This is a genomic window from Micromonospora sp. S-DT3-3-22, assembly GCF_015354745.1.
In the GTDB taxonomy this organism is placed as follows: domain Bacteria; phylum Actinomycetota; class Actinomycetes; order Mycobacteriales; family Micromonosporaceae; genus Micromonospora; species Micromonospora wenchangensis.
The window spans coordinates 1-25,701 of record NZ_JACGMO010000036.1; the positions used below are offsets into that span (position 1 = coordinate 1).

Here is a 25,701-nt window from a genome sequence, read left to right on the forward strand (position 1 = left end):
TGCCGATGGCCAGGCCGCGCCGGATGTCGGCGAACCGGGGCGACTCGATGGTCGAGGAGAGCACGGACACGGGGGTGGTCAGGTCGATCGCGGCGGCGGTGTCCAGCGCGCCGTAGCTGAGGCTCCGGTCGCCGTGCCGGACCGCGACCGCCTCCGGGTGGGCCCGCGCCCGCAGCGCCACCACCTCGTGCACCGGCCGTTCGACGGGCTGGCGGACGTACCCGTGGGCGACCTCCGGGGCCGTCGACGGTCCCGACGCCACCGCGTCCACCACCGTCGCGTCCGGGGTCGCGCTGAGCCGGGCGAGGTCCGCCAGCAGGGTGGCGTGCAGTTGCCGGGCCCGGTCCGGGGTGAACAGGTCGGCGGCGACCTCCAGGGCGGACGTCGCCGACGTCGTCCCGGTGGTGACCGTCCACAGCAGCTCGAACTTCGCGGTGCCGGTGGACAGCACCTCCCGCACGGCCGGTGCGCCGGCCGGCGCCCAGTGCCAGTCCCGGTCGTCGACGTGCGAGATGCCGACCTGGGTCAGCGGGTGCCCGTCCGGCCCGGCGGCGTCGGCCAGCTCCGCCACCAGCTCCTGCAACGGCGTCCACTGGTACGCCAGCGCGGCACTGACCTGCCCACGGACCTGGCCGACGAGTTCCCGGAAGGTGGTGTCGGCGTCGATCCGGGCCCGGATCGGCAGGACGTTGACGAACATGCCGACGGTGTCCTCGTCGTCCACCGTCCGCCCGCCGAACGGTGCGCCGACCACCACGTCGGACGCGTGGGTCGTGCCCCCGGGCGCGGCGACCCGGCTGAGGAAGGCCGTGTAGGCGGCGAGCAGCACCATGAACTCCGACGCCGCGCAGTCCCGCGCCAGGTCGGTCAGCCGGGTGACGAGCGCCGGGTCGAGCGGCGCGGTCACCACCGCGCCCGCCGGGCCCACCACCTCGGGTCGGGGCCGGTCGGCCGGCAGCGCCAGCCGACCGTCCAGGCCGGCGAGCTGTTCCCGCCAGTGGGCCAGTGACTCCGCCGCGTCGGGCTGGCCGGCCAGGCCCCGGCGGCGCACCGGGGGCAACTCCCGGGCCAGGCCGACCCGGGCGCCGTACGCCTGCTGGAGCTGGCTGTCGAGCAGGTCCAGCGAGTGCTGGTCGGCGATCAGGTGGTGCAGGGTGAGCAGCAGCACCGTACGGTCGCCGGGCTCGGTGACCAGGCAGGCGCGGGCCAGCGGCGGCACGTCGGTGGGGACCGGGCGGCGGGCCTCCGCGTCGAGGTGTCGCCGGGACTCGACGGCGGCCCGTTCCGGTTCCTCCCCGGACAGGTCGACGGCCGTCCACGGCAGCGTGGCGGCCGACCGGACCAGTTTCCGCCCGTCCGCCGGGAAGCAGGTCCGCAGCGCCCCGTGCCGGTCCACCAGTTCCTGGAGCGCGGCACGCAGCGCCTCGGCGTCGACCGCACCGGCGAACTCGTACCGCACCGGGACGCAGTACAGCGGCGAGCCCGGGTGCAGCCGGTCCAGGAACAGCAGCCGTTCCTCGGTCGGCGACATCGGCACCCGGCGGGCCGGCGGCGCGAGCCGGGCGAGGTGCGCCACCAGGTCGACCGGCCGTCGGTAGCGGAACAGCAGGTCCATCTCGACCGGTACGCCGATCCGCCGCCGCAGTTCGAGCGCCACCTCCACGGCCTGGAGGGACTGCCCGCCGAGGTCGAAGAAGTCGGCGTCCGGGGCGATCTCCGCCCGCCGGAGCACCTGGCCGAAGGCGGCCCGGACGATCTCCTCGTACGGCGGCGTGTCGACCGCCGCCGGCTCGTGGTCGACGCTCACGCGGGCCCCCCGGCGGTGCGGCGGACCAGGTGGTCGTCGAGGACGAGGGCGTCCAGGGTGGACCGGGCGAAGGTGGCGACCGCCTCGGCCGGGGTCCGGACGATGGGCTGACCCCGCAGGTTGAACGACGTGTTGACCAGCACCGGCAGCCCGGTCCGCCGGCCCATCTCGCGCAGCAGCCCCCAGAACAGCGGCGCGTCCTCGCGCCGTACCACCTGCACCCGGGCCGACCCGTCAACGTGCGTGACGGCGGGCAACCGGTCCCGGTAGGGCTCCCGGACGCCGGTGACCATCAGCATGTGCCGGAACGCCGCCTCCGTGCCCGGCGGGATGTCGAAGTAGCGGGCGGCGTCCTCCACCGGCACCGCCGGGGCGAACGGGCGGAACTCCTCACGCTGCTTGACCACCGTGTTGAGGTGTTCGCGCATGGTGGGTGAGCGCGCGTCGGCGAGGATGCTGCGGTTGCCCAGGGCACGCGGGCCGAACTCCATCCGGCCCTGGCACACCGCCACGGTGGCCCCGCCCTCGATCAGCGCGACGGTCTCGCGGACCAGGTCCGCCTCGGCGTACCGGCGGACCTCGAAACCCGGGCCGAGGTCCCGCAGCGCCGCCGCGACGTCGTCGGCGGTGCACCCGTCCCCCCAGTACGGCATCCGCATCCCGGTCGGCGTCGCCGGCCGCGCCTCGCGCAGCGCGGCCAGGGCCGCCCCCAGCGCGGTGCCGTCGTCCCCGGAGGCCGGCTGGACGAACACCTCGTCGAAGAGGCCGCTGCGCAGGATCACCCCGTTCGCCGAGCAGTTCAGCGCGACCCCGCCGGCCAGGCAGAGCCGGCGCAGCCCGGTGCGGCGGCGGTACTCGGTCAGCACGTGCAGCAGGGTGCGTTCCAGCGCGTCCTGGAGGGCGGCGGCCACGTCCATGTGGTGCTGCCCCAGTTCCGTGTCGGGCTCGCGGGCCGGGCCGAGCTTCTCCTCCAGCCGGCGCAGCACCCCCTGGTGCGTCTCGCGTTCCAGCGGGGACTTGTTGGCCGACAGCAGCGGTACGGCGTACCCGCCGTCGGCGTCGAGCCGGACGAACTCGTCGAGGGTGGCCCGGTAGCGCTGCCGGTCGCCGTACGGGGCCAGGCCCATCACCTTGTACTCGTCCATCCCGGGCTGGAAGCCGAGATAGTGGGTGAAGACGCTGTAGAGGATGCCCAGCGAACTCATGATCGGGTAGCTGCCGCGCGGGTCGAGCACCGCGCCCCGCCCCGCGAACACCGTCAGCGACTCCTGCTCGCCCATGCCGTCGGCCACCACCACCAGCGCCTCGTCGAACCCGCTGAGGTAGTAGCTGCTCGCGGCGTGGGCCACGTGGTGCCCGACGTGCACGAACCGGGGTTCGGCGACGGCCGGCGGGTAGTGGGCGGCGAAGACCTCCCGCTGGACGCGCTGCGCGTACACCTCCTCGTACCAGCGGGTGGAGAGGTGGTCGAGCTGCCAGACCGGGGACGGTTCGTAGCGGAAGCCGTGGGCGACGACCGCGACGTCGCGCATCGTCGCCCCGGCCGCCCGCAGGCAGGCGTCGATCGCGTCCCGGGGGAAACGGCCGGTGCCCTTGTCGCCGTCGTAGCGTTCCTGGGCGGCGGCGGCGATCACCCCGGTCTCGTCGACCAGCGCCGCCGCCGAGTCGAGGCCCTGGACGATCCGTTGTTCCCGCCGCCACCCGTCGCCGAGTATCGCGCGCTTGAGCGCCGTGCCGCGGTCGAGGCCGCTGAATCCCAGCGTCAGCATTGTCGTCAACCTTCGTTCGCAGGGGTGGTCGGCCGACGGACGGCCGCTGGTCGGTAGGAGGGCGGCCGGGTCAGTCGGCGGCCGGCACCGGTTCGGGCAGACGCGCGGCCAGCCGGGCGGGGGTGGGGTGCGACATCAGCTCCACGACCTCCAGCTCGACGCCGAGCGCCGCCTCGACGCCGTGCACCAGCCGCATCGCGGTCAACGAGTCCCCGCCCAGGTCGAAGAAGTCGTCGTCGACCCCCGCCGGCACCCCCAGCACCTCGCTGAACAGCTCGCACAGCCGGGCCGGCAGCCCGTCGACCGGCGCGGCGGCCACCGGGTCGGCCGTGGGCACCGGTGGCGCGGGCAGGGCCGCCCGGTCGAGCTTGCCGGTCGGCCCGAGCGGCAGCGCGTCGAGCGCGACGAACGCCGCCGGCACCTGGTGCGCCGGCAGGCTCGCGGCCAGCTCGTCGCGCAACCGGACCGGATCGAACGGGTCGGTCGGCGTCGGCACCACGTACCCGACGATCCGGCGGATGCCCGGCACGTCCTCGCGGACCGCCGTCGCCGCCGCCAGCACCCCGGCGCAGCGGGCCAACGCCGCGTCGATCTCGCCCAGTTCGACGCGGAAGCCCCGCACCTTGACCTGCTGGTCGTCGCGCCCGTGGAAGACCACCTGGCCGGCCGGGTCCCAGGCCGCCCGGTCCCCGGTGCGGTACATCCGCTCCCCGGGCCCGCCGAACGGGTCGGCCAGGAACCGCTCGGCGGTCAGCCCGGGGCGGTCCAGGTAGCCCCGGGCCAGGCCGACGCCGGTCAGGTAGAGGTCGCCCACCACCCCCGGGGGCACCGGTCGCAGGAAGCCGTCCAGCACGTGCACCCGGGTGTTCCAGATGGGCCGCCCGATCGGCACGTACGCCGGCCGGCTGCCCGCCGGCACCGGCCAGTGGGTGACGTCCACGGACGCCTCGGTGGGCCCGTACAGGTTGTGCAGCTCCGCGCCGCAGGTGGTGTGGAACCGGTGGGCCAGTTCCGGGTCCAGCGCCTCGCCGCTGCAGATCACCCGGCGCAGGCCGGCGCAGTGCGCGGCGACCGGCTCGGCCAGGAAGGCGGCGAGCACCGACGGTACGAAGTGGGCGGTGGTGACCCGCTGCCGGTCGATCAGCCGGGCCAGCCGGGTCGGGTCCCGCTGGTCGTCCGCGTCGGCGACGACGACCGCCGCGCCGGTGGACAGCGGCCAGAACATCTCCCACACCGACACGTCGAAACTGAGGCTCGTCTTGTGCAGGACCCGGTCGGCGGCGGTCAGCCGGTACCGGTCCTGCATCCAGTCCAGCCGGTTGACGATGCCGGCGTGCGGCACGACGACGCCCTTGGGCCGGCCGGTCGAGCCGGAGGTGTAGATGACGTAGGCGGGGTGGGCGACGCGCAGCGGCGTGGACCGGTCCCGGTCGGTGGGGGCGGTCGCCGGTTGCCGGGCGAGCAGTTCCCCCACGGCCGGGGCGTCGACGTCGAGGCAGCGGTCGGCGGGGCAGCCTGCGGCGACCAGCCGTCCGAGAGTGTCCCCGGTCGTCAGCACGCAGTCGGCCCCGCTGTCGCTGACCATCAGGGCCCGCCGCGCGGCCGGGTACTCCGGGTCCACCGGCAGGTACGCGGCACCCGCCTTGACCGTGGCGAGGATCGCCACCAGGCTGGCCGTGGAGCGGGGCAGCGCGACGGCCACCACCCGCTCCGGGCCGACGCCGCGCCCGATCAGCAGGTGGGCCAGCCGGTTGGCGGCGGCGTCCAGGTCGGCGTAGCTCAGCTCCTCGTCGCCGTCGTGCACGGCGACCGCCTCCGGGGTGCGTCGCACCTGCGCCTCGAACCGGCCGACCAGGGTGCCCGCGTCGGTCCGGGCCGGCGCGACGGTCGTGTCGTTGGCCTCGGCGAGCAGCCGCCGGTCCGCCCCGGTGAGCGGGGACAGCCGGGCCACCGGGATGCCCGGGTCGGCGACGACCGCCCCCAGCAGCGCCCGCAACCGTTCCAGCACCGCGTCGGCGGTCGCCGGGGAGACCAGGTCCGGCTGGTGGCTGAGGCGGACCCGCATCCGGACCCCGGGGAGCACCACCACGGCGAGCGGGTAGTGGGTGGCGTCGCGGCCCTGCACGTCGGTGATCCGGGCCTCGCCCAGGGCCGGGGCGCCGTCCAGCGCGACCGGGTAGTTCTCGAAGACGTACAGGGTGTCGAAGAGGGTGCCGGGGGTGCCGGCGAGCCGCTGCACCGCGCCCAGCCCCAGGTACTGGTGCGGCACCAGCGCGGACTGCTCGCCGTGCAGCCGGGTCAGCAGGTCGCCGAACGCCTCCCCCGGGGTGGTCCGCACCCGCACCGGCAGCGTGTTGAGGAACAGCCCGACCATCGTCGCGACACCGGGCAGCTCCGGCGGGCGGCCCGCCACCGGCATCCCGAACACGACGTCGTCGCGCCCGGTCAGGTAACCGAGCAGCACCCCCCAGGCGGCCTGGAGCACGGTGTTCACCGTGACGCCCCGCTCCCGGGCCAGGGCGGTCAGCGCCGCCGTCAGCCCCTCGTCCAACTCGACGTCGAGGTCACGGGGCAGCGCCGTCGGGTGGGCGGCGCCCGGCCCGGCCAGCAGGGTCGGTTCGGCCAGCCCGGCCAGCGCCGTCCGCCACGCCGCCTCGGCTGCCGGCCGGTCCTGCCGGGCCACCCAGTCCAGATAGGTGCGGAACGGCACCGGGGGCGGCGGGGCGGCGGCCCCCCGATGGTGCTCGTAGAGCGCGATCAGGTCGCGGACGACCAACGACAGCGACCAGCCGTCGAGCAGGATGTGGTGATGGGTGAAGTCGAGGCGGTACCGCTCGGCACCCAGGCGGACCAGGCTGAACCGCAGCAGCGGCGGCCGGGCCGGGTCGAACCGTCGACGCCGTTCGGTGTCGGCGATGCGGGCGGCCTCGGCCTGCGCCTGCGGGGCGGGCAGCGCCGACAGGTCGACCTCCTGCCAGGGCAGCTCGACGCCGTCGCCGATCACCTGCACCGGGGGGCCGGTGAGCCGCTGCCGGAACGCCGCGCCCAGGTGCGGGTGCCGGGTCAGCAGGTCCCGGGCGGCCCGACGCAGGGCCGCCGGGTCCAGCCGGCCGGTCAGCTCCAGGGTCAGCTGGGCGGTGTAGACGTCCGCGCCGGTCCCGGCGTACGTGGCGTGGTAGAGGATGCCCTCCTGCAACGGGGCCAGCGGCAGCAGGTCGGTCAGCCGGGGGTGCTCGGCCCCGATCGTGTCCAGCTCCCCCTGCCCGATGGTGACCAGCGGGAAGTCGGAGGGAATCCGGCCCACCGCCGGGGTCGCGGTGCTGTCCGCCAGCACCCGCAGCGCCCGCAGCCACCGCTCGGCCAGCTCGCGGACCCGGGCCTCGGGCACGGCGTCACCGGCCCAGGTCCAGGTGGCGCGCAGCTGCGGACCGTCGGCGAGGTCCACGGTGACGGCGTTCAGCGACACCGCGTGCGGCAGCGGCATGTCCGCGTCGACGTCACCGCCGAGGGCGTCCTGCGGTACGGGGGTCCAGTCCGCCTCGGACGTGCCGCCGCCGAGCCGGCCCAGGTAGTTGAAGCCGAGCTGCGGGCGGCCCAGGCCGGCGAGTTCGGGGCCGGTGGCGAGGTTCAGGTAGCGCAGCAGCCCGTACCCGATGCCGTGGTCGGGCACCGCGCGGAGCTGCTCCTTGACCCGCCGCACGACGGTGCCGACGGCGGGCCCGGCGGCCCACACCTGCGCCCAGTCCACCGCCCCCGGGTCCAGCCGCACCGGGTACAGGCTGGTGAACCAGCCGACGGTACGGGCGACGTCGACGTGGTCGGCCAGCGGCTCCCGGCCGTGGCTCTCGACGTCGACCAGCAGCCCGCCCGGCCGGCCCGACGCGACCGCGACGGTCAGCGCGGCCAGCAGCACCTCGTCCACCCCGGCGTGCAGCGCGTCCGGCACCCGGCGCAGCAGCGCCGCCGACAGCTCCGGCGGGACGGTCTGCGCCAGCGAGCGGGCGGTCCGGGCGGTGTCCCGGGCCGGGTCCAGGGCGCGGGTGCCGACCGGCGGCGGGGGTGCCGCCAGCATCCCGCGCCACAGGTCCAGCTCGGCGCTGCGGGCCGGTCGGGTCGCCTCCTCGGCGAGCAGCGCCGACCAGCGCCGGTACGAGGTGGTGACCGGGGCCAGTTCGGGCCGCCCGCCGGCGGACACGGCCGCCCAGGCGGCGGCCAGGTCGGGCAGCAGGACCCGCCAGGAGGTCGCGTCGACGGCGAGGTGGTGGGCGGCGAGCAGCAGCCGGCCCCGGTGCCGGGGCCCGGCGTCGAACCAGACGGCCTGGAGCATCATCCGCGCGCCCGGCGCGAGCCGGGCCTGGGCCGCCGCCGCGTGGTCGGCGACGATCCGGCGACGGTCCGGCTCCGGCGTGTCCGGGTCGACGGGTACCCGGGTCAGCACCGACGCGGCCGGTACGCTGCCCGGCGTCGCCACGTCCAGCCGCCACGGGCCGTCGGGGCAGGACGGCCGGTCCAGCCGCATCCGCAGCGTGTCGTGCCGGTCGAGCACCGCCTGGAGGGCGGCGCGGAGATCCGGTTCGGTGAGGTCGGCGGGGACCCGGACCACCATGGACTGGTAGTAGCCGTCGACCGGTCCACCGGCCGCCCGCAGCCACTCCATGATCGGCGTCGGCTCGAACTCGCCCACCCCGTCGTCGACACGGCTGACGGCGGCGTCCCGGCTGCGGTCGGCGGCCTGGTCGGCGACGGCGGCGAGCCGGGCGACGGTCGGGTGTGCGACGACGTCCCGGGGCCGGATGGCCAGCCCCTCGCTCTGCGCCCGGCTGACCAGCTGGATCGACGAGATGCTGTCGCCGCCGAGGCCGAAGAAGCTGTCCGTGACGCCGACCGTGGGCACCCCCAGCACCTCGGCGAACAGGTCGCACAGCAGCTTCTCGGTTGCCGTGCCCGGCTGGTCGGCGACGGTCGTCGGCTCCTGGTCGGGTGCGGGCAGGGCCGCCCGGTCGACCTTGCCGTTGCGGTTCAGCGGCAGGGCGGCCAGCGGCACCAGGACGTTCGGCACCATGTACTCGGGCAGGTGGCCGGCGACGAAGGCGCGGACCGTTGCCGGGTCGGGGGCGGGGCCGTCCGGCGGGCCCACCAGGTAGCCGACGAGCTGCCGCCCACCCGCGCCCACCTCCCGGACGACCACCGCCGCCTGGGCGACCGTGTCGTGCCGGGTCAGCACCGCCTCCACCTCGCCCGGTTCGATCCGGTGGCCGCGCACCTTCACCTGGTCGTCCACCCGGCCGACGAACTCCAGCTCGCCGTCGGGACGCCAACGCACCAGGTCACCGGTGCGGTACATCCGCTCCCCCGGCCCCGCGTACGGGTCGGCCAGGAACCGGGTCGCGGTCAGCCCCGGCCGGCGCAGGTAGCCCCGGGCCAGGGCCCGGCCGGAGACGTACAGCTCACCGGCCACCCCGGCGGGGACCAGCCGCAGGGCGTCGTCGAGGACGTACACCTGGCAGTTGCGGACCGGGCGGCCGATGGGCACGGCGGCCCCGGACCCGGCCCGGTCGGCCCGCAGGTCGGCGCTCATGGTGGCGCAGACCGTCGTCTCCGTCGGGCCGTACGCGTTGACCATGCGGCGGCCCTCCGCCCAGCGGGTGACCAGTTCGGCGGGGCACGCCTCGCCGGCGAGCACCAGGGAGCGCAGGGTGGGCAGCGGTTGGGCGGCCAGCGGGGTGAGCACCGCCGGTGGCAGCGTCGCGTGGGTGATCCCGTGGGCCCGGACGAAGTCGGCGAGCAGGTCGCCGACGAGCAGCCGTTCGGTCGGCACGACCAGGGCCGCGCCCGAGGTCAACGCCATGCACAGTTCCCAGAACGAGGCGTCGAAGCTGGGTGAGGCGAACTGGAGGACGCGGGCCCGACCGTCCACGCCGAGCCGGTCGGCCTGGGTGGCGGCGAGGCTGCTGACGCCCTGGTGGGTGACGACGACGCCCTTCGGCCGCCCGGTGGACCCGGAGGTGAAGATCACGTACGCGGGGTGGGTCGGCAGCAGCGGGGTGCGGCGGTCCCGGTCGGTGGGGTCGTGGTCCGGGTGGCCGGACAGCTCGGCGAGCAGCGCCGGGTCGTCGAGGTCGATCCGGGGCAGGTCGGCGGCCTCGGCGGCGGCGCGGGCCGTCGGCGCGGCGTCCGCCCCGGCGAACACCACGCCGGCCGGCTCGGCGTCGGCCAGCATCTGCGCGACGCGCGGGCCCGGGTACTCCGGGTCGACCGGCAGGTATCCGGCGCCCGCCTTGGTCACCGCGAGGATCGCGGTCACCAGGTCCATCCCGCGCGGCAGGACCAGCGCGACGAGCTGCTCCGGGCCGATCCCCCGGGCGATCAGCGCGCGGGCGAGCCGGTTCGCCCGCGCGTTCAGCCCGCCGTACGTCAGCCGGTCCGCCCCGCAGCGGACGGCGACCGCGTCGGGCGTCCGGGCCGCCCACGCCTCGACCAGGGCCGGCAGGGTCGCCACCGGCACCGGGTCGGGGTTGCGGCCCTGCGTCGACAGCCGGAGCCGCTCGGGTACGTCGAGCAGGTCGAGCCGGCCGGTACGCGTCCCGAGCAGGGTGGGCAGTTCGGTCAGCAGCCGGGTGAACCGGCGCAGCAGCCCCCGGGCGAACCCCACCGGGAACAGGTCGGGCCGGTACGACAGCCGCATCCGCAGCCGGGTGCCGGCCGCCGCGTTGAGGCTCAGCGGGTAGTGGGCGGCGTCGGCGGCGCCCGCCTCCACCCGCAGCGGCCCGCAGCGCAGCTCACCGGACTCGGGGAAGTTCTCGAACGCGACGCAGGTGTCGAACAGCTCGCCGGTCCCGGCCACCTTCTGGATGTCGGCCAGGCCCAGGTGGTGGTGCTCGATGAGCTGCGCCTGCTCGTGCTGGAGGCGGGTCAGCAGCGCCGACAGGGGTTCGTCGCGGCGCAGCCGGACCCGTACCGGCACCACGTTCATCAGCAGCCCGACCATGTTCTCGGACCCGGGCAGCTCGGGTGGCCGGCCGGAGACCGCCGCGCCGAACGTCACGTCGTCGCGTCCGGTGAGCTGGCCGATCAGCAGCGCCCACGCGCCCTGCACGAGGGTGTTGACGGTGAGGTCGTGCCGCCGGGCGAACGCCACCAGGTCCGCCGTGGCCGCCGGGTCGAGTTCGGCCGGCAGGTCGCCGGGCCAGACCGGGACGCGGGTCGGGTCGGCCGGGGCGACGAGGGTGGGCCCGGCCAGGTCCGCCAGCGCCGACCGCCAGGCCGCCTCCGCGCCCGGCCGGTCCCGCCCGGCCAGCCAGCCCAGGAAGTCCCGGTACGACGGGGCCGGTGGCAGCACGTCGCCCTGCGCGTAGAGGGCGCACAGGTCACGGATCAGCAGGGCGGTGGACCAGCCGTCGAGCAGGATGTGGTGGTAGGTGACGACCAGCCGGTGCCGGTGGCCGTCGACGCGGATCAGCCGGAACCCGATCAGCGGGGCCCGTCGCAGGTCGAACCGTCGTCCCTGGTCGGCCTCGGTGTGCCGGGCGAGGGCGGCGTCCGGGTCCTCCCCCGGCGCGACGGTCACCTCCGTCCAGGACAGTTCCGGCCGGCGGGCGATCACCTGGACGGGTGGGCCGGAGCGGCGTTCCCGGAAGCTCGCCCGCAGGTTGGGGTAGCGGCGCAGCAGCGCCTCCGCCGCCGCCCGTAGCGCGGCGGCGTCCAGTGGACCGTGCAGGTCCAGGATCAGTTGCGCGGTCTGCACCTCCGGCCCGCTGCTCTGGTGCCAGGAGTGGAACATCATGCCGGCCTGTAGGGGGGCCAGCGGCAGAATGTCCTCGATGCTCGACGTGGTCATGACACCGCTCCCTGTTCCGCCGCCAGTTCCTGCTCAAGGTCGTCGATCTCGTCCTGGGTCAGCGTGACCAGCGTCAGGTCCGACGGCGTGGGACCGCCGGCGGCGGGGGCCGTCGCGCCGGCCACCACGGCTTCCAGGGCGGTGTGCCAGTCGTCCGCGAGGTCGGCCACGTCGGTTTCGGTCAGCAGCTCCGCCGGCCACGACCAGGTGGTCCGCAGGTGCGGGCCGGCCGGGCCGTCGACGGTGACGGCGGCGACCTCCAGCACGTGCGGTACGGGGTGCCGGGGGTCGGCCCCGCCCCGCAGCACCGCGCCCTCCTCGGCCGGCCCCCAGTCGTCCGGTGCGGCGGCGGGGAACCGGCCCAGGTAGTTGAAGGCCACCTGGGGGGCCGGCATCCGGGCCAGCACCGGGCGGGTGCGGGGGTCGAGGTAGCGCAGTACGCCGTACCCGCCGGCGGGTGGCAGGGCGCGGAGCTGCTCCTTGATCCGTTTCACCGTGGCGCTGACCGCGGGGTCACCGGAACGGATCTGCGCCCCGTCGACCGGGCCCGGGTCGAGCCGGACGGGGTGGATGCGGGTGAACCAGCCGACGGTGCGGGACAGGTCGGCGTCCGCCACCAGGCCGTCCCGGCCGTGCCCCTCCAGGTTGACCAGCACCCCGTCGGTGCCGCCCCGGCCCCGCCGGGCCAGCCACGGCGGCAGCGCCAGGGCCAGCGCGGTCAGCAGGATCTCGTCCACCCCGGTGCGGTACGCGGCCGGGGCGGTGGTGAGCACGGCGGAGGTGCAGTCCGTCGAGGCGCTCCGGGACAGGCTGCGCAGCCGGCCGAAGACGTCGACCCGGGGGTCGAGGGGTCGGTCGCCGAGCGGCGTCGCCGGCCGGTCCAGCAGCCGCGTCCAGCCGGCCAGTTCGTCCTCGCGGACCGGCCCGTCGGTCAGCGCCGCGACCTGCCGCGCCCAGCCGCGCAGCGACGTGCCCGCCGGCTCCAACGTCGGCGGTCTCCCGTCGCCGAGCGCGGCGCAGGCGGCCCGGAGGTCGGCGAGCAGGATGCGCCACGACACCCCGTCGACGGCGAAGTGGTGGACGACCAGCAGCAGCCGGTTGCCGGTCTCCGGGCCGGCCGGGAACCAGACGGCCTGCACGAGCACCCCGTCGGCGGGGCGCAGCCGGTCCCGGGCGGTCTGTGCCTGGTCAGCGAGGATCGTCGCGCGTCCGGCCGGGGTGGCGTCGGTCAGGTCGACGGTGTGCAGGCAGTCCTCGGCGCGTACCGCCCCGGCGGGCGGGATGTCCAGCTCCCACGGCCCGTCCCCGACGCGGGCCCGCATCCGCAGCGCGGGGTGGTGGTCGAGCAGCGCCTGCAACGCCTGCCGCACCTGGTCGACGGTCGTCCCGGCGGGCACCCGGACCAGCATCGACTGGCTGAACGCGTCCAGTGGGCCGCCCAGTTCCTCCCGGGCCCAGGCCAGGATCGGCGTCACCGGCACCACGCCGGTCGCGTCGTCCGGGCGTTCGACGGTCCGCTCGTCCACGGTGGTCGCCACGGCGGCCAGGGCGCGGACGGTGCGCTGCTGGTAGACGTCCTTCGGCTTGAGGTGCAGGCCGGCGCGGCGGGCCCGGCTGACCAGCTGGATGGACATGATGCTGTCGCCGCCGAGGCCGAAGAAGCTGCCGTCGATGCCGACCTCGGGCACGCCGAGCAGTTCGGCGAAGAGGTCGCAGAGGATGCGTTCGGCCGGGGTCCGGGCGGCCGGGCCGGTGACCGCGCCGTCGAGGTCGGGTTCCGGCAGCGCCGCCCGGTCGACCTTCCCGGTGGGTGTCAGCGGCAGCGCGTCGAGCACCATGAGCCGGGCCGGCAGCAGGTACTCGGGAAGCTGGTGGCGCAGCCACTCGCGTACCTCGGCGGCGGTGAGGGTGGCGGTGCCGGCCGGCGTGACGTAGCCGACCAGGGTGACCCGTCCGGGCCCGTCGGTGCGGGCGGTCACCACGGCCGCGCCGACCGCCGGGTGCCGGGCGAGGGTGCCCTCGATCTCGCCGGGCTCGACCCGGAAGCCCCGGATGTTGACCATGTTGTCGACCCGGCCGGCGTACTCCAGGTCGCCGTCGGGGCGCAGCCGCACCCGGTCACCGGTGCGGTACAGCCGACCGCCGGGCCGGCTGCCGTACGGGTCGGCGACGAACCGCTCGGCGGTCAGCGCCGGCCGGCCGGCGTACCCCCGGGCCAGCCGCGCACCGCCGACGTACAGTTCGCCGACCGCGCCGATCGGGACGGGGACCAGCATCGGGTCGAGGACGTGGGCGGTCAGCCCGGCCACCTCGCGGCCGATCCGGCTCAGACCGTCCCCGACGTCGTCCGGCCCGAGGGTACGGGCGGTGACGTGCACGGTGGTCTCGGTGATCCCGTACATGTTCACCAGGTGGGGACGGTCCCAGCCGTGCCGCGCGGCCCAGCGGCGCACCGACGCGTGTTCCAGCGCCTCGCCGCCGAAGATCACCCAGCGCAGCGCGTGCGGCCGGTCCGACCGGGAGTCCACCTCCTCGAACTGGGCGAAGGAGGAGGGGGTCTGGTTGAGCACGGTCACCCCGGCCCCGGTCACCAGCCGGTGGAAGTCCTCCGGGTTGCGGGAGACCCAGTAGGGCACCACGACCAGTCGGCCGCCGGTGCTCAACGCGCCCCAGATCTCCCAGACGGAGAAGTCGAACGACATGCTGTGGAACATCGACCAGACGTCGTCGGGGCCGGCGCGCAGGAAGTCCCGCCCCCAGTGCAGCAGCCGGGTGACCGCAGAGTGCGGGACGGTGACGCCCTTGGGCCGGCCGGTCGAGCCCGACGTGTAGATCACGTACGCCGCACTGTCCCCGGCCACCACCTCCCCGACCATTCCCGGGCCGGCCACCTCCGGACCGTCCGGGCCGATCTCCACCACCCGCCACCGGCCCGACGGCAACCGCCCCGCCACACCCGGACCACCCAACACCACCGACACACCCGAATCCACCAACATCAACGACAACCGCTCCACCGGATAATCAACATCCAACGGCACATACGCCGCACCCACCTTCAACACCCCCAAACACCACACCACCGCATCCACCGACCGCCCCACACACACCCCCACCAACCCACCACCACCCACACCCAACCCCCGCAACAACCCCGCCACCCGATCCGACAACACCCCCAACTCCCCATACGTCAACACCACCTCCCCACACACCACCGCCACCGCACCCGGCGAACCCACCACCCACCGCCCCACCAACTCGTGCACCAAATCCCCGGCACCCGGGTCCGCCCCGACCGGGTCAGACGCCGCCGGGTCCGCCAACGCCACCAGGTCCGACGGCGACGGGCCCGTCGCCGTCAGGTCCACGGCCGACGGGGCCGGGGTGGTCGACGGCGCGGCGACCGTCAGCGGTTCGCGCAGGTAGTGGCGGTCCGGGGCGGTCACCATGTCCCAGAGGGCGGCCACGAACCAGTCGCGCAGCAGCCGGACCTGCTCGGCCCGGACCGCGTCGGTGTGGAAGTCCATCGCCAGCAGCACCCGGTCCGAGACCGGGTCCCGGACGACCCCGATGTTGAGCGGGAAGTTCGTCGGCTCGGCGCGGACGGTGGAGAAGCTGCCGATCTTGCCGTCGAGGATCTCGGTGCCCCGGTCGGACAGCATCTCGGCCATCACGTGGAAGTGGTTGTAGACGAAGTTGACGTTGACCGGCTGGTCCATGCCGAGCCGGCGTTGCATCTCGGCCATCGGGAAGCGGCGGTGCGGCAACATGTCCCGCTCGGCCGCGAACACCTCGGCGATCAGGTCGGTCCACCGGCCGTCCGGCAGCACCAGCCGGAACGGCAGCGTGTTGAGGAACAGCCCACGGACGTCGTCGCCGCCGCGCTCCTCGGGGCGACCGTTGGCGGTCACCCCGACCAGGACGTCCGTCGTACCGGTGGCGTAGCCGACGGTCCGCAGGCAGGCGGCCACGAAGAGGGTCTTCAGCGAGGCGCCGCACCGGGTGGCCAGCTCCCGCAGCGCCGTGCACAGTTCCGGGCTGAGCACCGTCTCCACCGAGCCGTACCGTTGGCGGGCGTCGGTGGCGTACCACCACTCGCCCGTGAAGCGGGCCTCGACGGGCAGCTCCGGCACCGGCCCGTCGGGCCAGCGCAGCAGCCGGGTGTCCGGCGGGTCGGCCAGCCGGTCACGCCAGAACTGCTCGGTCTCCGCCGACGTCAGCGCGGCGCGTTCCAGCTCGACGAAGTCGCGGTACTGCGCGGCCAACGGCGGGTCGGTCGGCTCCACGCCGTCGCGCAGGCCCTGGTAGACCCGCATGATCTCGCTGAGGGTGGAGTGCAGGCTCCAGCCGTCGAACACGGCGTGGTGCTCGGTCAGCGTCCACTGGAACACCTCGTCGGAGCGGCGGTGCACGTGCATCCGCAGCAGCGGCGGGCGGTCGTGGTCGAACGGGCTGACCCGCTGGTGTTCCAGGTGGGACCGGACGATCTCGTCCTGCGCCGCCTCGTCGAGGTCACGCAGGTCGTCGACGCCGACCGGCAGCACCGCCTCGGCGTGCACGAGTTGCAGCGGCTCGCTGTGGTCGGTCAACGACAGCGCCGTCCGCAGGATCGGGTGCCGGCGTACGACGTGGGCGACCGCCCGGGTGAAGGCGTCCGCCTCGAACGGCGCCCGTACCTTCATGCTGTCGACGTTGTGGTACGGCAGTCGCTCCAGGTCGCGGGTCATCTCGTAGACCATGCCCACCTGCAACGCCGTCATCGGGTACGCGTCGACGAGACCGTCCGGCAGGTGCGCCCGGTCGGCGGCGGCGACCAGCTCGAACGGTCGACGTACCGGGGCGTCGGGCAGGTCGACGACCGTGCAGACGGTGGCGAGTTCGGCGACCGTCGGCCGGTGGAACAGCTCCTGCAACGCGAACGAGATGCCGCTGGCGCGGGCCGCGCCGAGCACCCGGATGCTGCGGATCGAGTCGCCGCCCAGGTGGAAGAAGTTGTCGTGCCGGCCCACCTGGACCGGGCCGAGCGCCTCGACCCAGATCTCGGCGAGCCGCCGCTCGACCGGTCCCTGCGGCGCCACGTAGTCACCGCTGCCGGCGGGGCGGGCCTCGTCCGGGTCGGGCAGCCGCCGGTGGTCGGTCTTGCCGCTCGGCGTCAGCGGGATCGCCGCCAACTCCACGAACCGCGCCGGCACCATGTAGTCCGGCAGCCGGTCCGCCAGCCACTGCCGCAGGTCGGCGACCGGCACCGCCGCCCCGGCCTCTGCCGACACGTACGCGATGAGCTGCGGGGCCCCGGCGTCGTCGGGGCGGATGGTGACCGCCGCGCCGGTGACGCCGGGGAACTGGTGGGCGGTCGCCTCGATCTCGGTCAGCTCCACCCGGAAGCCGCGGATCTTGACCTGGCTGTCGGCGCGGCCCGCGTACTCCAGGGTCCCGTCCGGACGCCACCGGGCCAGGTCGCCGCTGCGGTAGAGGCGGGCGCCCGGCTCGGCGCCGACCGGGTCCGCCACGAAGCGTCCCGCGGTCAGGCCGGGTTGGCCGAGGTAGCCCCGGGCCACCCCCGGACCGCCGACGTACATCTCCCCGGTGACGCCGACCGGGCAGGGCCGCAGGTACCGGTCCAGGACGTGGATCGCCAGGTCCGCCAACGGCCGGCCGATCTGGGTGAGCGCCCGGTCCAGGTCGTCCGGCACGATCTCGCGGTAGGTGTCGTGCACGGTGGTCTCGGTGATCCCGTACATGTTGACCAGCCGGGGGCGGTCCGCGCCGTGCCGTTGCGTCCACCGGCGTACCGAGCCGCGTTCCAGCGCCTCACCGGCGAAGATGACGTAGCGCAGCCGCAGCGGGTCGCGCAGGCGCGCGTCGACGGCCTCGAACTGGACGAACGCCGACGGCGTCTGACTGAACACGGTCACCTGCGCGTCCCGGACCAGCGCGTACAGGTCGTCGGGGCTGCGGGAGACCCAGTAGGGCACCACGACCAGCCGGCCGCCGGTGCTCAACGCGCCCCAGATCTCCCAGACGCTGACGTCGAACGACATGCTGTGGAACATCGACCAGACGTCGTCCGGGCCGAAGCGGAAGTCCCGGGCCGCCGAGGCGAACAACCGGGCGGCGTTGCGGTGGGTCACCGTGACGCCCTTGGGCCGGCCGGTCGAGCCCGACGTGTAGATCACGTACGCCGCACTGTCCCCCGTCACCACCGACGACGCCGACGCCCCGTCCACCGGGGCCGGCTCCCCCACCGCCGACCCCTCGGCGTCCACCTCCACCACCCGCCACCCACCCGACGGCAACCGCCCCGCCACACCCGGACCACCCAACACCACCGACACACCCGAATCCACCAACATCAACGACAACCGCTCCACCGGATAATCAACATCCAACGGCACATACGCCGCACCCACCTTCAACACCCCCAAACACCACACCACCGCATCCACCGACCGCCCCACACACACCCCCACCAACCCACCACCACCCACACCCAACCCCCGCAACAACCCCGCCACCCGATCCGACAACACCCCCAACTCCCCATACGTCAACACCACCTCCCCACACACCACCGCCACCGCACCCGGCGAACCCACCACCCACCGCCCCACCAACTCATGCACCAACTCCCCGGCGGGAAGGTCCACCGGCGACGGTGTGGTCCAGGACCGCACCAGCGCGCGTTCGGCGTCGTCCATCGCCACGAGCTGCCCGATCGCCAGGTCGGGCCGGTCGAGCGCGCCGCCCAGCAGGCTCGACCAGTGCCAGAAGAAATGCTCGACCGTGGCGGGCAGGAACAGGTCCGTGCAGTACTCGATCTCGACGTCGTACCGGCCGGCGACGTCGTAGACGGTGAACGTGAGGTCCAGCTTCGCGGTGTCCGTCGGCACGAACTCGCGGCTCAGGAACGACCCGCCGACCGCACCCGGCCCGTTCTCGTGGAACGCGAACAGCACCTGCACGAGCGGGCCGTGGCTCGGCACCCGCTGCGGCACCAGCCGGTTGACCAGGTGGTCGAACGGCACGTCCAGGTGTTCCAGGGCGGCCAGCACCGACTCCTGGGTACGCGCCACGACGGTGCCGAACGACGGTTCGCCGCTCAGGTCGGTGCGGGACACCATCGTGCCGGCGAACAACCCGACCACGTCCAGGAACCGGCTGTCCCCCCGACCGGCGACCGGCGAACCGACTACCACGTCGGTCTGACCGGTCTGCCGGTGCAGGAAGACGGTGAAGGCCGCCAGCAGCACCACGTACGGCGTGACCCCGTGCCGTCCGGCCAGCTCCCGCACCCGGTCGCGGAGCTGCGGCGGCACGGTGAACCGCAGGGTCGCACCGCGGTAGCTGAAGTCCCGGGGCCGGTTGCGGTCCCGCCCGAGTTCGAGCAGCTCCGGCGCGCCCCGCAACTGCTCGACGCGGCTGTCGAGTTCCCGCTGCGCCTGCGGTCCGGCCAACCACCGCTGCTGCCGGAGGCAGTGCTCGACGTAGGCCGGCACAGCCGACCCGGCGGCGTCCTCCGGCCCGCCGCTGGCACCGGCCCCGACGGCGTCGCCCGGCCCGACGGCATCCCACGGCCCGGCGGCGTCGGCGAGGCCGGCGGCGAGTTCGCGTTCGATGATCTCCAGGGAGAGACCGTCGACGGCGATGTGGTGGAAGGTCAGGTGGAGCAGCCGCACCTGGCCGTCGACCGCGAAGACGGCCGCCCGGACCAGGGGCCCGACGCGGAGGTCGAACGGGGCGCGGGACACCTCCCGGACCACCTCGGCGGTCCGCGCGTCGCGCTCGGCGGCGGGGTGGTCGGTGAGGTCGTGGACCGTCAGGGGAACCTCGCGGGTGGACACCAGCCGCTGCACGGGCTCGCCGTCGACCTCGTCGAAGGCCAGGAACAACGCGTCGTGCCGGGCCAGCAGGCGGCCGACGGTGGCGACGACCGCCGGCAGCGGCACGTCGACCCGCAACCGCCACGAGACCGGGACGTGGTACGCGGCACTCGCCGGCGTCAGCCGGTCGAGGAACCACAGCCGCTGCTGCTCGCTGCTCAACGGCCAGCGCCGATTGTCCTCAGCCATACGAAACTCTCCTGACAGAAGGTGCACCTGCTGCGCCACGGCGAATCGGTGGTGCTATTACTCGGTACGAAGGGTGGCGTCATCGGCCCGGGCCATCGCGAGAGCGAGGCTTCTCGGCCGCATGTCCTGCCAGTTCTCCTCCACGTACCGGAGTGCCTCGTCCCGACCGCCCGGTCCCCATGCCACGGTCCAGCCCGCCGGCACCTCGGCGAATTCCGGCCACAGCGAGTGCTGCGACTCGGCATTCACCAGCACCAGAAACGTGCCGTCCGCATCGTCGAATGGATTCATGTCCGCCTCCGGTCCGCATCGATGGCCGCAGGAGTCCACAAAGCCTCCGGAAGCGGCGTGGAGAATCCTGCCCGGCGGTGCGGACGGCGGCCAGAAATTGCCACTTTCCTAAACTGACAGTTGGGGCCCCTCACCGGGGACACAGGGGCGGGCCGGACCGGCCGGGGTGCAATTCACCGACGGCGGAGGGGACGCGGGAACGGCGGCTACGCGGCTTCGGCCACCGGAATCAGCGACACGATCTGCAGGTCGCTCGCGCTCGGGTCGGTGAGGGTGACCACGTCGACCAGGGTCGTCCGGTGGTCGCTGGCCAGCCGGATGCCACGCCGTGACCGCAGGGTACGCCCGGACGCGGGGTGGGCGGCCCACAGGCAGCGGGCCTCGGGGTTGGTCTCCAGGCAGGCGTCGACGAGCGCGGCGATCCCGGCGTCCTGCGGGTGCAGCGCCTGGGCGATGCGCATCTGGGTGAGCAGCGGCGCCGCCCAGTCGGTGTCCCAGTTGACCAGCCGTCGACGGGCGTCCGCGTCGGTGAACAGCCAGCGCGGATAGCTGGGATCGGTGCGTAGCCAGGGATAGTAGGACTCGCACACCTCGTTGTGCAGCACCACCCGCGCGTACCGGTCGAGCACGTAGGTCGCCCAGCGTTGCCCCTCGACGAACTGGCGCAGGGCGGTGCCGAGGACGGTCGGGGAGGTGCCGGCCGGCGCGGGTGAGGGCATCCGGCCGATCGCGAGCAGGTAGAGCAGTTCCCGCTCGTGCCGGTCGAGTCGCAGCGCCCCGGCGACGGCGTCGAGGAAGGCGTCCGAGTAGTTGGCGCGTACGCCGCGTTCGAGGTTGCTGTACCAGACGACGCTCACCCCGACGAGTTCCGCGATCTCCTCCTGGGTGACGTTGGACCGACGTCCCCGACGTCTTCGGGCGACCTGGTGGTCATCCGGCGGAAGCCGGTGCCGCCAGGCTTTGACGCAGGCGGCCAACTCGCTGTTCTGGTCCGCCGAGACCTGCCGGATGGCAACCATTTCTCCCTCGTTCTGGCGCAGCCGCCATGAATGTTTGTTTCCAGAACGGGGCCCGGCCGAATTGGGGCACCGGCCACCGTTCACACGGCTCTACGGCGAGCCGGAAGCGGGACGAACCGCTCGGCCACAGTTGCCCGGTACCGGGGCCGGCAGATCCTGGGCAGCATTCGACCAAATGGTCGACAGCCGCTCGTGACACCGCCGGCACAATCGTGTCCAGCGACCGCCACGAATGTGGATGCTACCGGCTCCGGACCCGGCCACCAATAGTCATGTTTCGATTACATCACTGTCTGGTCACTCAGCAGGAAACTCTCACGCGGCCCGCGCCGGCCCGCCGGGCACTTGTCCGTACTGCACCGCTTGGCCGCCTCCACACAGTGGCGCACGACTTGCCCGTGATAAGCGTGTTGGGTGGTTAGCGACCCATCCGTAATCCCGGGAGACCTCACCTCCGGTGGCCCACCGCCGGTCCACCGATAGCGACGGAGCGACCTCTCCGGTAGCCGTAACCGTCGAAATCCCCACCATTGGCGGCGACCCGGAGCGGGCATCCGTCCCGCCGTTCCGTGACCCGGAAATGAGTCACGAAGAAGGCCGGAGTCCCAATCGTCAGAGTTGCCGCCGGGTTCCCGTCGAGGGCGCATTTCCCCTGGTAGGGAAGGGTTCGGCCGACCCGCGAAACGCCTGCCGCAGGAAACGTCGGAGAAACGAGAGCTGGTTAACGTTCCCGACCGTTGAATGCTCAACTCGCTCCAGGGAGACAGCTTTGAAGGTACGAACATCGAGGAGTATGCCGATACTCCTCTCGGTGATCGTCGCGGTGACGGCCCCGGTGGCACTGGCGGCACCGGCCTCGGCGGCGTCACCCACCGCCGCCGCGCCGCCCCCGGCGGCCACGACCGACCTGCCCGACCCGACGGCCCGCGGCCCCTTCGGCCACCGGGCCGTCCAGGAGGCCAAGTTCGGCCTCGCCAGCATCCAGGAACCGAACTCCTCCGGCGCCGACCCGACGGCCGGGACCGCGCAGGCACCGGAGCAGATCGAGATCCGGGGCCAGCTCCACACGCCGAACTTCAGCCGGCGCACCACGCCGTCGCCGGTGCTCGTGCTGGTGCACGGCAACCACGGCTCGTGCGACTCCGGCCAGAACACCGCCCAGCTCACCTGCGCCCAGTTCAAGCACAACGAGAACGGCTACGCCTACCTGGCGGAGAACCTCGCCACCTGGGGTTACACCACCTTCTCGGTGTCCCAGGACCAGCTGATGATGCGGCAGGACGGCAACAAGGGCAAGGGCATGCACAGCCGCCGGATGCTCATCGCCGCAACCCTGGACGCGCTGAGCGCGGCGAACCGCCCCGGCGGCCTGCCGGTCGACGAACACACCACCGTCGGCACCACGCTCGCCGGCCGCCTCGACCTGACCCGCATCGGCCTGATGGGACACTCGCGCGGCGGTGACGCGGTGTCGAGCTTCATCGACTACAACCGCATCCGCACCGACGGCCCGCGGTACCCGCTGCGCGGGGTCATCTCGCTCGCCCCGGTGGACTACGAGCGCAAGGCCCCGTACGGGATGCCGTACCTGACGATCCTGCCGATGTGCGACGGCGACGTCTCCAACCTCCAGGGCGCGCGGCTGTTCGAGCGCAGCCAGTACGTCAACCCGGGGGACCCCTTCCCCCGCATCCAGGTGGAGCACCTCGGCGCGATCCACAACTGGTACAACACCGTCTGGTACGCCGACGGCGGCGCGGACGGCCAGGCCAACAACGACGCCGCGTGCGGCAACTCCGCGCCGTTCGCGACCAACAACATCCACCCGCACAATCTGCGGCTCAGCGGCGCGGCCAGCTACACCGACCCGGCCCTGAACTACGCCATCGACAACTCCGACCCGCTGAACCCCGCCGTGAACACCAAGTTCTCCGGCGACGCGGCGCGGATGGGCGACCAGGAGAAGCTCGGCCTGGCCACGATGGCCGCCTTCTTCCGCCGTTACGTCGGCGGCGAGGGCGCGTTCCAGCCCTACCTGACCGGGGAGCTGGCGAACACCCCGGGTGGCCTCCAGGTGCCGGCGTCGGCCTGCCCCACCAGCCCGTCCGGCACCGCGATCGGCTGCGACGAGCGGGTCAACACCAGCTACTTCGCCGCCCCGCAGGAGCGGGTGGACGTGATCCGGCCCGAGGTGGCCAACCCGCTGACCCGCAACGCCCTCGGCGGAACCCTGACCGGCACCGGCTTCGCCGACCCGTACGCGCAGGCCGCCGGGGTCACCCCGAAACCGGCGACCACCCCCGGCGGGTACGACTGGTGCAACCCGGAGCCGCAGGACTTCGCCCCGGCACAGCTCGGCAAGACCGGGCTGCCGACCGCCGCCAAGCCCTGCCCGCTGCCGGCGGCGGGCGCGCTCGGCGGGCAGAACGGCACCCGGGAGAACAGCCCGGTCAACCACTCCTACGGTCGCCAGCTCACCCTCGCCTGGGAGCCGGGCTCAACCGCGTCGCTGACCGCCGCGATCCCGGCCGCGTCCGGCGACGTACGGCACCTGCGGGCGCTGGCGCTCAGCGCCGCCGTGAACTTCTTCGACACCCGCAACCCGGGTGCCGACAACCGGGGCGACAACACCAGGGACACCACTGTCAACGGCACCCCGACGAACCCGGTCTGGCCCAACGAGAAGCCCACCTCGTACGACCCGGCCTCGACGACCCAGCGGTTCGTGATCGCGCTGCGCGACGCCGCCGGCCGCGAGGGGACCGTCGACGCCGGTGACCCCCGCTGGGGCAACGCCCTGCACATGTCGACCGGCACGAACACCCCGAACACCCACGTCGTCCTCGACCAGATCCGCGTTCCGCTCGCCGAGTTCGCGGCGCAGGGCGTCGACGTCGGCGCGCTGGCGAAGCTGGAACTCCGGTTCGGGGTGGGCGACATGCCGAAGTCCGGTTCGATCGAGCTGGCCGACGTCCGCTTCCAGGAGTCGGACGCGGGGGCGCAGCTCCTGTCGGACGGCGACCGGGCCGACGGCGCGGGTCACGGCCCGTCCGCCCTCGGCGGCCCCGACCCGGCGACCTACCTCGCCGGCTACGACAACACCCCGGGCAACGTCGCGCTCGTCGACCCGGTGGCGAACCCGCAGGGCAACACCACGTGGACGGTCGACGACGACCGCACGCAGTGCCCGAACGCACAGTTCACGTCGATCCAGACCGCCGTCGACCACGCGTCGCCGTGGGACACGATCGTGGTCTGCGCAGGGGTCTACCAGGAGTCGTCGACCCCGGTGAACCACGCGTCCAACCCCGTGCAGAGCGGGGCGCGCAACGGCCTGACCATCACCAAGCCGCTGAAGATCAAGGGAGCCGGCGCGGACAAGGTCACCATCACGCCGGATCCGTCGCTGGGGAACCTGGCCGGCGACCAGCCGTACCTGCGCGACGGCGGCGGCAACGTGATCACCGTGTCCCGGCAGTCGCTCGGCTCGACCGACACCAACGAGATGTTCCTCGACCTCTCCGGCGTGACCGTGACCTCCGGCGACGTCTGGGCCGAGGCGGGCATCGCGTACTTCGGCGCGGCCGGTCGGGTCGCGGACAGCGTCGTCGGCCCGCTGCGGGTGGCGACCACCGACGAGGAACTGGCCGCGCACCCGCACGGCTGGGGCATCGTCAAGACCGGCATCATCCGGGGGGCGGGCACCGGCACCGTCGAGAGCGAGCTGACCGTCACCGGCAGCGTGGTCAGCGGCTACCAGTCCGGGGGCATCCTCTTCGACGGCGCGCGGGGCCGCGACGGCACCCCGGACACCACCGTCCGCTCCGGCATCCGCCAGCACGGGTACGTGACCGGCACCGTGGTCACCGGCGAGCCGAACAGCCGGTTCCCGCAGACCGGCATCGCGTACACCGGCGGGACGGACGGTTTCGTGAACACCAGCCGGATCACCGGGAACTACTACCCGCCCGCACCCCAGCGGTCGTACGGCATCCTGCTCACCGACGCCGGCACCGAGACGGCCGGGGCGCTCACCGGCTTCCGCAACGTCCTCACCGGCAACGGGTTCGCCGTCTACAACGCCAACGCCGACAACACCGCCGTACGCGAGGGCGCCCCGTTCGCGCTGACCGGCAGCTACCTCGGCAGCGGGCAACCGGTGCCGGGCGGACCGGCGGTCCCGGCCACCGGCGTCGAGGCGATCTCCGGCGCGGACAGCACGGGCAGCGCCACGGTCACCGTCACCAAGCGCCGGCCGACGCCGCCCCCGGCGGTGCCGACCACGGTGGGCCGGGTCGCCGACGCCGCGCCCTCGGCCGAGGTGGCCGACCCGGGACGCGGCGCGGTGCTCCGGGTCGGGTCGACGGTACATCCGCTGATCCGGGGCACCGACGACCACGCCATCGCCTCGGCGAGCCTGTTCGTCAACGGCACCCTGGTCGGCACGACCACCACCGCCCCCTACCTGTTCGCCTGGACACCGGCAGTGAAGGACGCCGGCAAGCAGGTCAGGTTCCAGGCGATGGTGGTCGACTCGTCCGGGCAGTCGACGCTGTCCAAGCCGGTCGTCGGCACGGTCGACCCGGCAACCCCGGCCCCGACCGTACGGATCGACAAGGTGGAAGCCGACCCCACCTCGGGTACGGCGACGCTCACCGCGACGGTCAACACCGCCGGGACCCTCACCCTCAGCGGGGAGAAGGTGGTGGGGGTCAGCCGGCAGGTGGCCAAGGCGAACACGGTGACGGTGACCGTGACGGTGGCACCCGCGTACCGGCAGACGCTGGTCAAAACCGGTCGGCTGGACGTGGCGTTCACCGTCGGGTTCGCCAACGCGGCCGGGCAGAGCCCGGGTGAGACGGTGCAGGTGACCCTGACCAGGTCGTGACGGTCCGGCACCGGAAGG

At 73.9% G+C, this 25,701-nt stretch carries 7 protein-coding genes; 1 reads left to right on the plus strand and 6 read right to left on the minus strand.

Annotated elements, in window-relative coordinates:
* The 6 genes from H1A17_RS13100 to H1A17_RS13125 form a co-directional block, all read right to left on the minus strand.
* Nucleotides 1–1,807, minus strand: a 1,807-nt coding sequence (locus H1A17_RS13100; protein ID WP_309236768.1) for a condensation domain-containing protein, incomplete at its 3' end; no start/stop codon positions are given.
* Nucleotides 1,804–3,576, minus strand: coding sequence for a carbamoyltransferase C-terminal domain-containing protein (locus H1A17_RS13105; RefSeq protein ID WP_194821967.1), 1,773 nt, complete (start codon nucleotides 3,574–3,576; stop codon nucleotides 1,804–1,806). The genes H1A17_RS13100 and H1A17_RS13105, both read right to left, overlap by 4 nt.
* A 70-nt stretch (nucleotides 3,577–3,646) precedes the next feature.
* Entirely contained in the window at nucleotides 3,647–11,413 is a 7,767-nt protein-coding gene (locus H1A17_RS13110) for a non-ribosomal peptide synthetase (protein ID WP_194821968.1), read from the minus strand.
* The gene (locus H1A17_RS13115) at nucleotides 11,410–19,485 is read right to left on the minus strand and encodes a non-ribosomal peptide synthetase (RefSeq protein WP_194821969.1); all 8,076 of its coding nucleotides are present in this window, start codon (nucleotides 19,483–19,485) and stop codon (nucleotides 11,410–11,412) included. Before H1A17_RS13115 ends, H1A17_RS13110 begins: the two co-directional genes overlap by 4 nt.
* A 57-nt stretch (nucleotides 19,486–19,542) precedes the next feature.
* On the minus strand, nucleotides 19,543–19,776 hold the full coding sequence (locus H1A17_RS13120) for an MbtH family protein (protein ID WP_145918047.1): 234 nt from the start codon (nucleotides 19,774–19,776) through the stop codon (nucleotides 19,543–19,545).
* Between the two features lie 206 nt (nucleotides 19,777–19,982).
* Nucleotides 19,983–20,795, minus strand: a complete 813-nt coding sequence (locus H1A17_RS13125) for a helix-turn-helix domain-containing protein (protein ID WP_145918046.1) — start codon at nucleotides 20,793–20,795, stop codon at nucleotides 19,983–19,985.
* A 793-nt stretch (nucleotides 20,796–21,588) separates the two neighbouring features.
* Here H1A17_RS13125 and H1A17_RS13130 point away from each other — a divergent pair.
* On the plus strand, nucleotides 21,589–25,683 hold the full coding sequence (locus H1A17_RS13130; protein ID WP_194821970.1) for an Ig-like domain-containing protein: 4,095 nt from the start codon (nucleotides 21,589–21,591) through the stop codon (nucleotides 25,681–25,683).
* Nucleotides 25,684–25,701 lie beyond the last annotated feature (18 nt).

Coding starts and splice junctions, on each gene's coding strand:
- H1A17_RS13120 (WP_145918047.1), bottom strand. CDS start 19,776: ATGAATCCATTCGACGATGCGGACGGCACGTTTCTGGTGCTGGTGAAT.
- H1A17_RS13130 (WP_194821970.1), top strand. CDS start 21,589: ATGCCGATACTCCTCTCGGTGATCGTCGCGGTGACGGCCCCGGTGGCA.
- H1A17_RS13115 (WP_194821969.1), bottom strand. CDS start 19,485: ATGGCTGAGGACAATCGGCGCTGGCCGTTGAGCAGCGAGCAGCAGCGG.
- H1A17_RS13110 (WP_194821968.1), bottom strand. CDS start 11,413: ATGACCACGTCGAGCATCGAGGACATTCTGCCGCTGGCCCCCCTACAG.
- H1A17_RS13125 (WP_145918046.1), bottom strand. CDS start 20,795: ATGGTTGCCATCCGGCAGGTCTCGGCGGACCAGAACAGCGAGTTGGCC.
- H1A17_RS13105 (WP_194821967.1), bottom strand. CDS start 3,576: ATGCTGACGCTGGGATTCAGCGGCCTCGACCGCGGCACGGCGCTCAAG.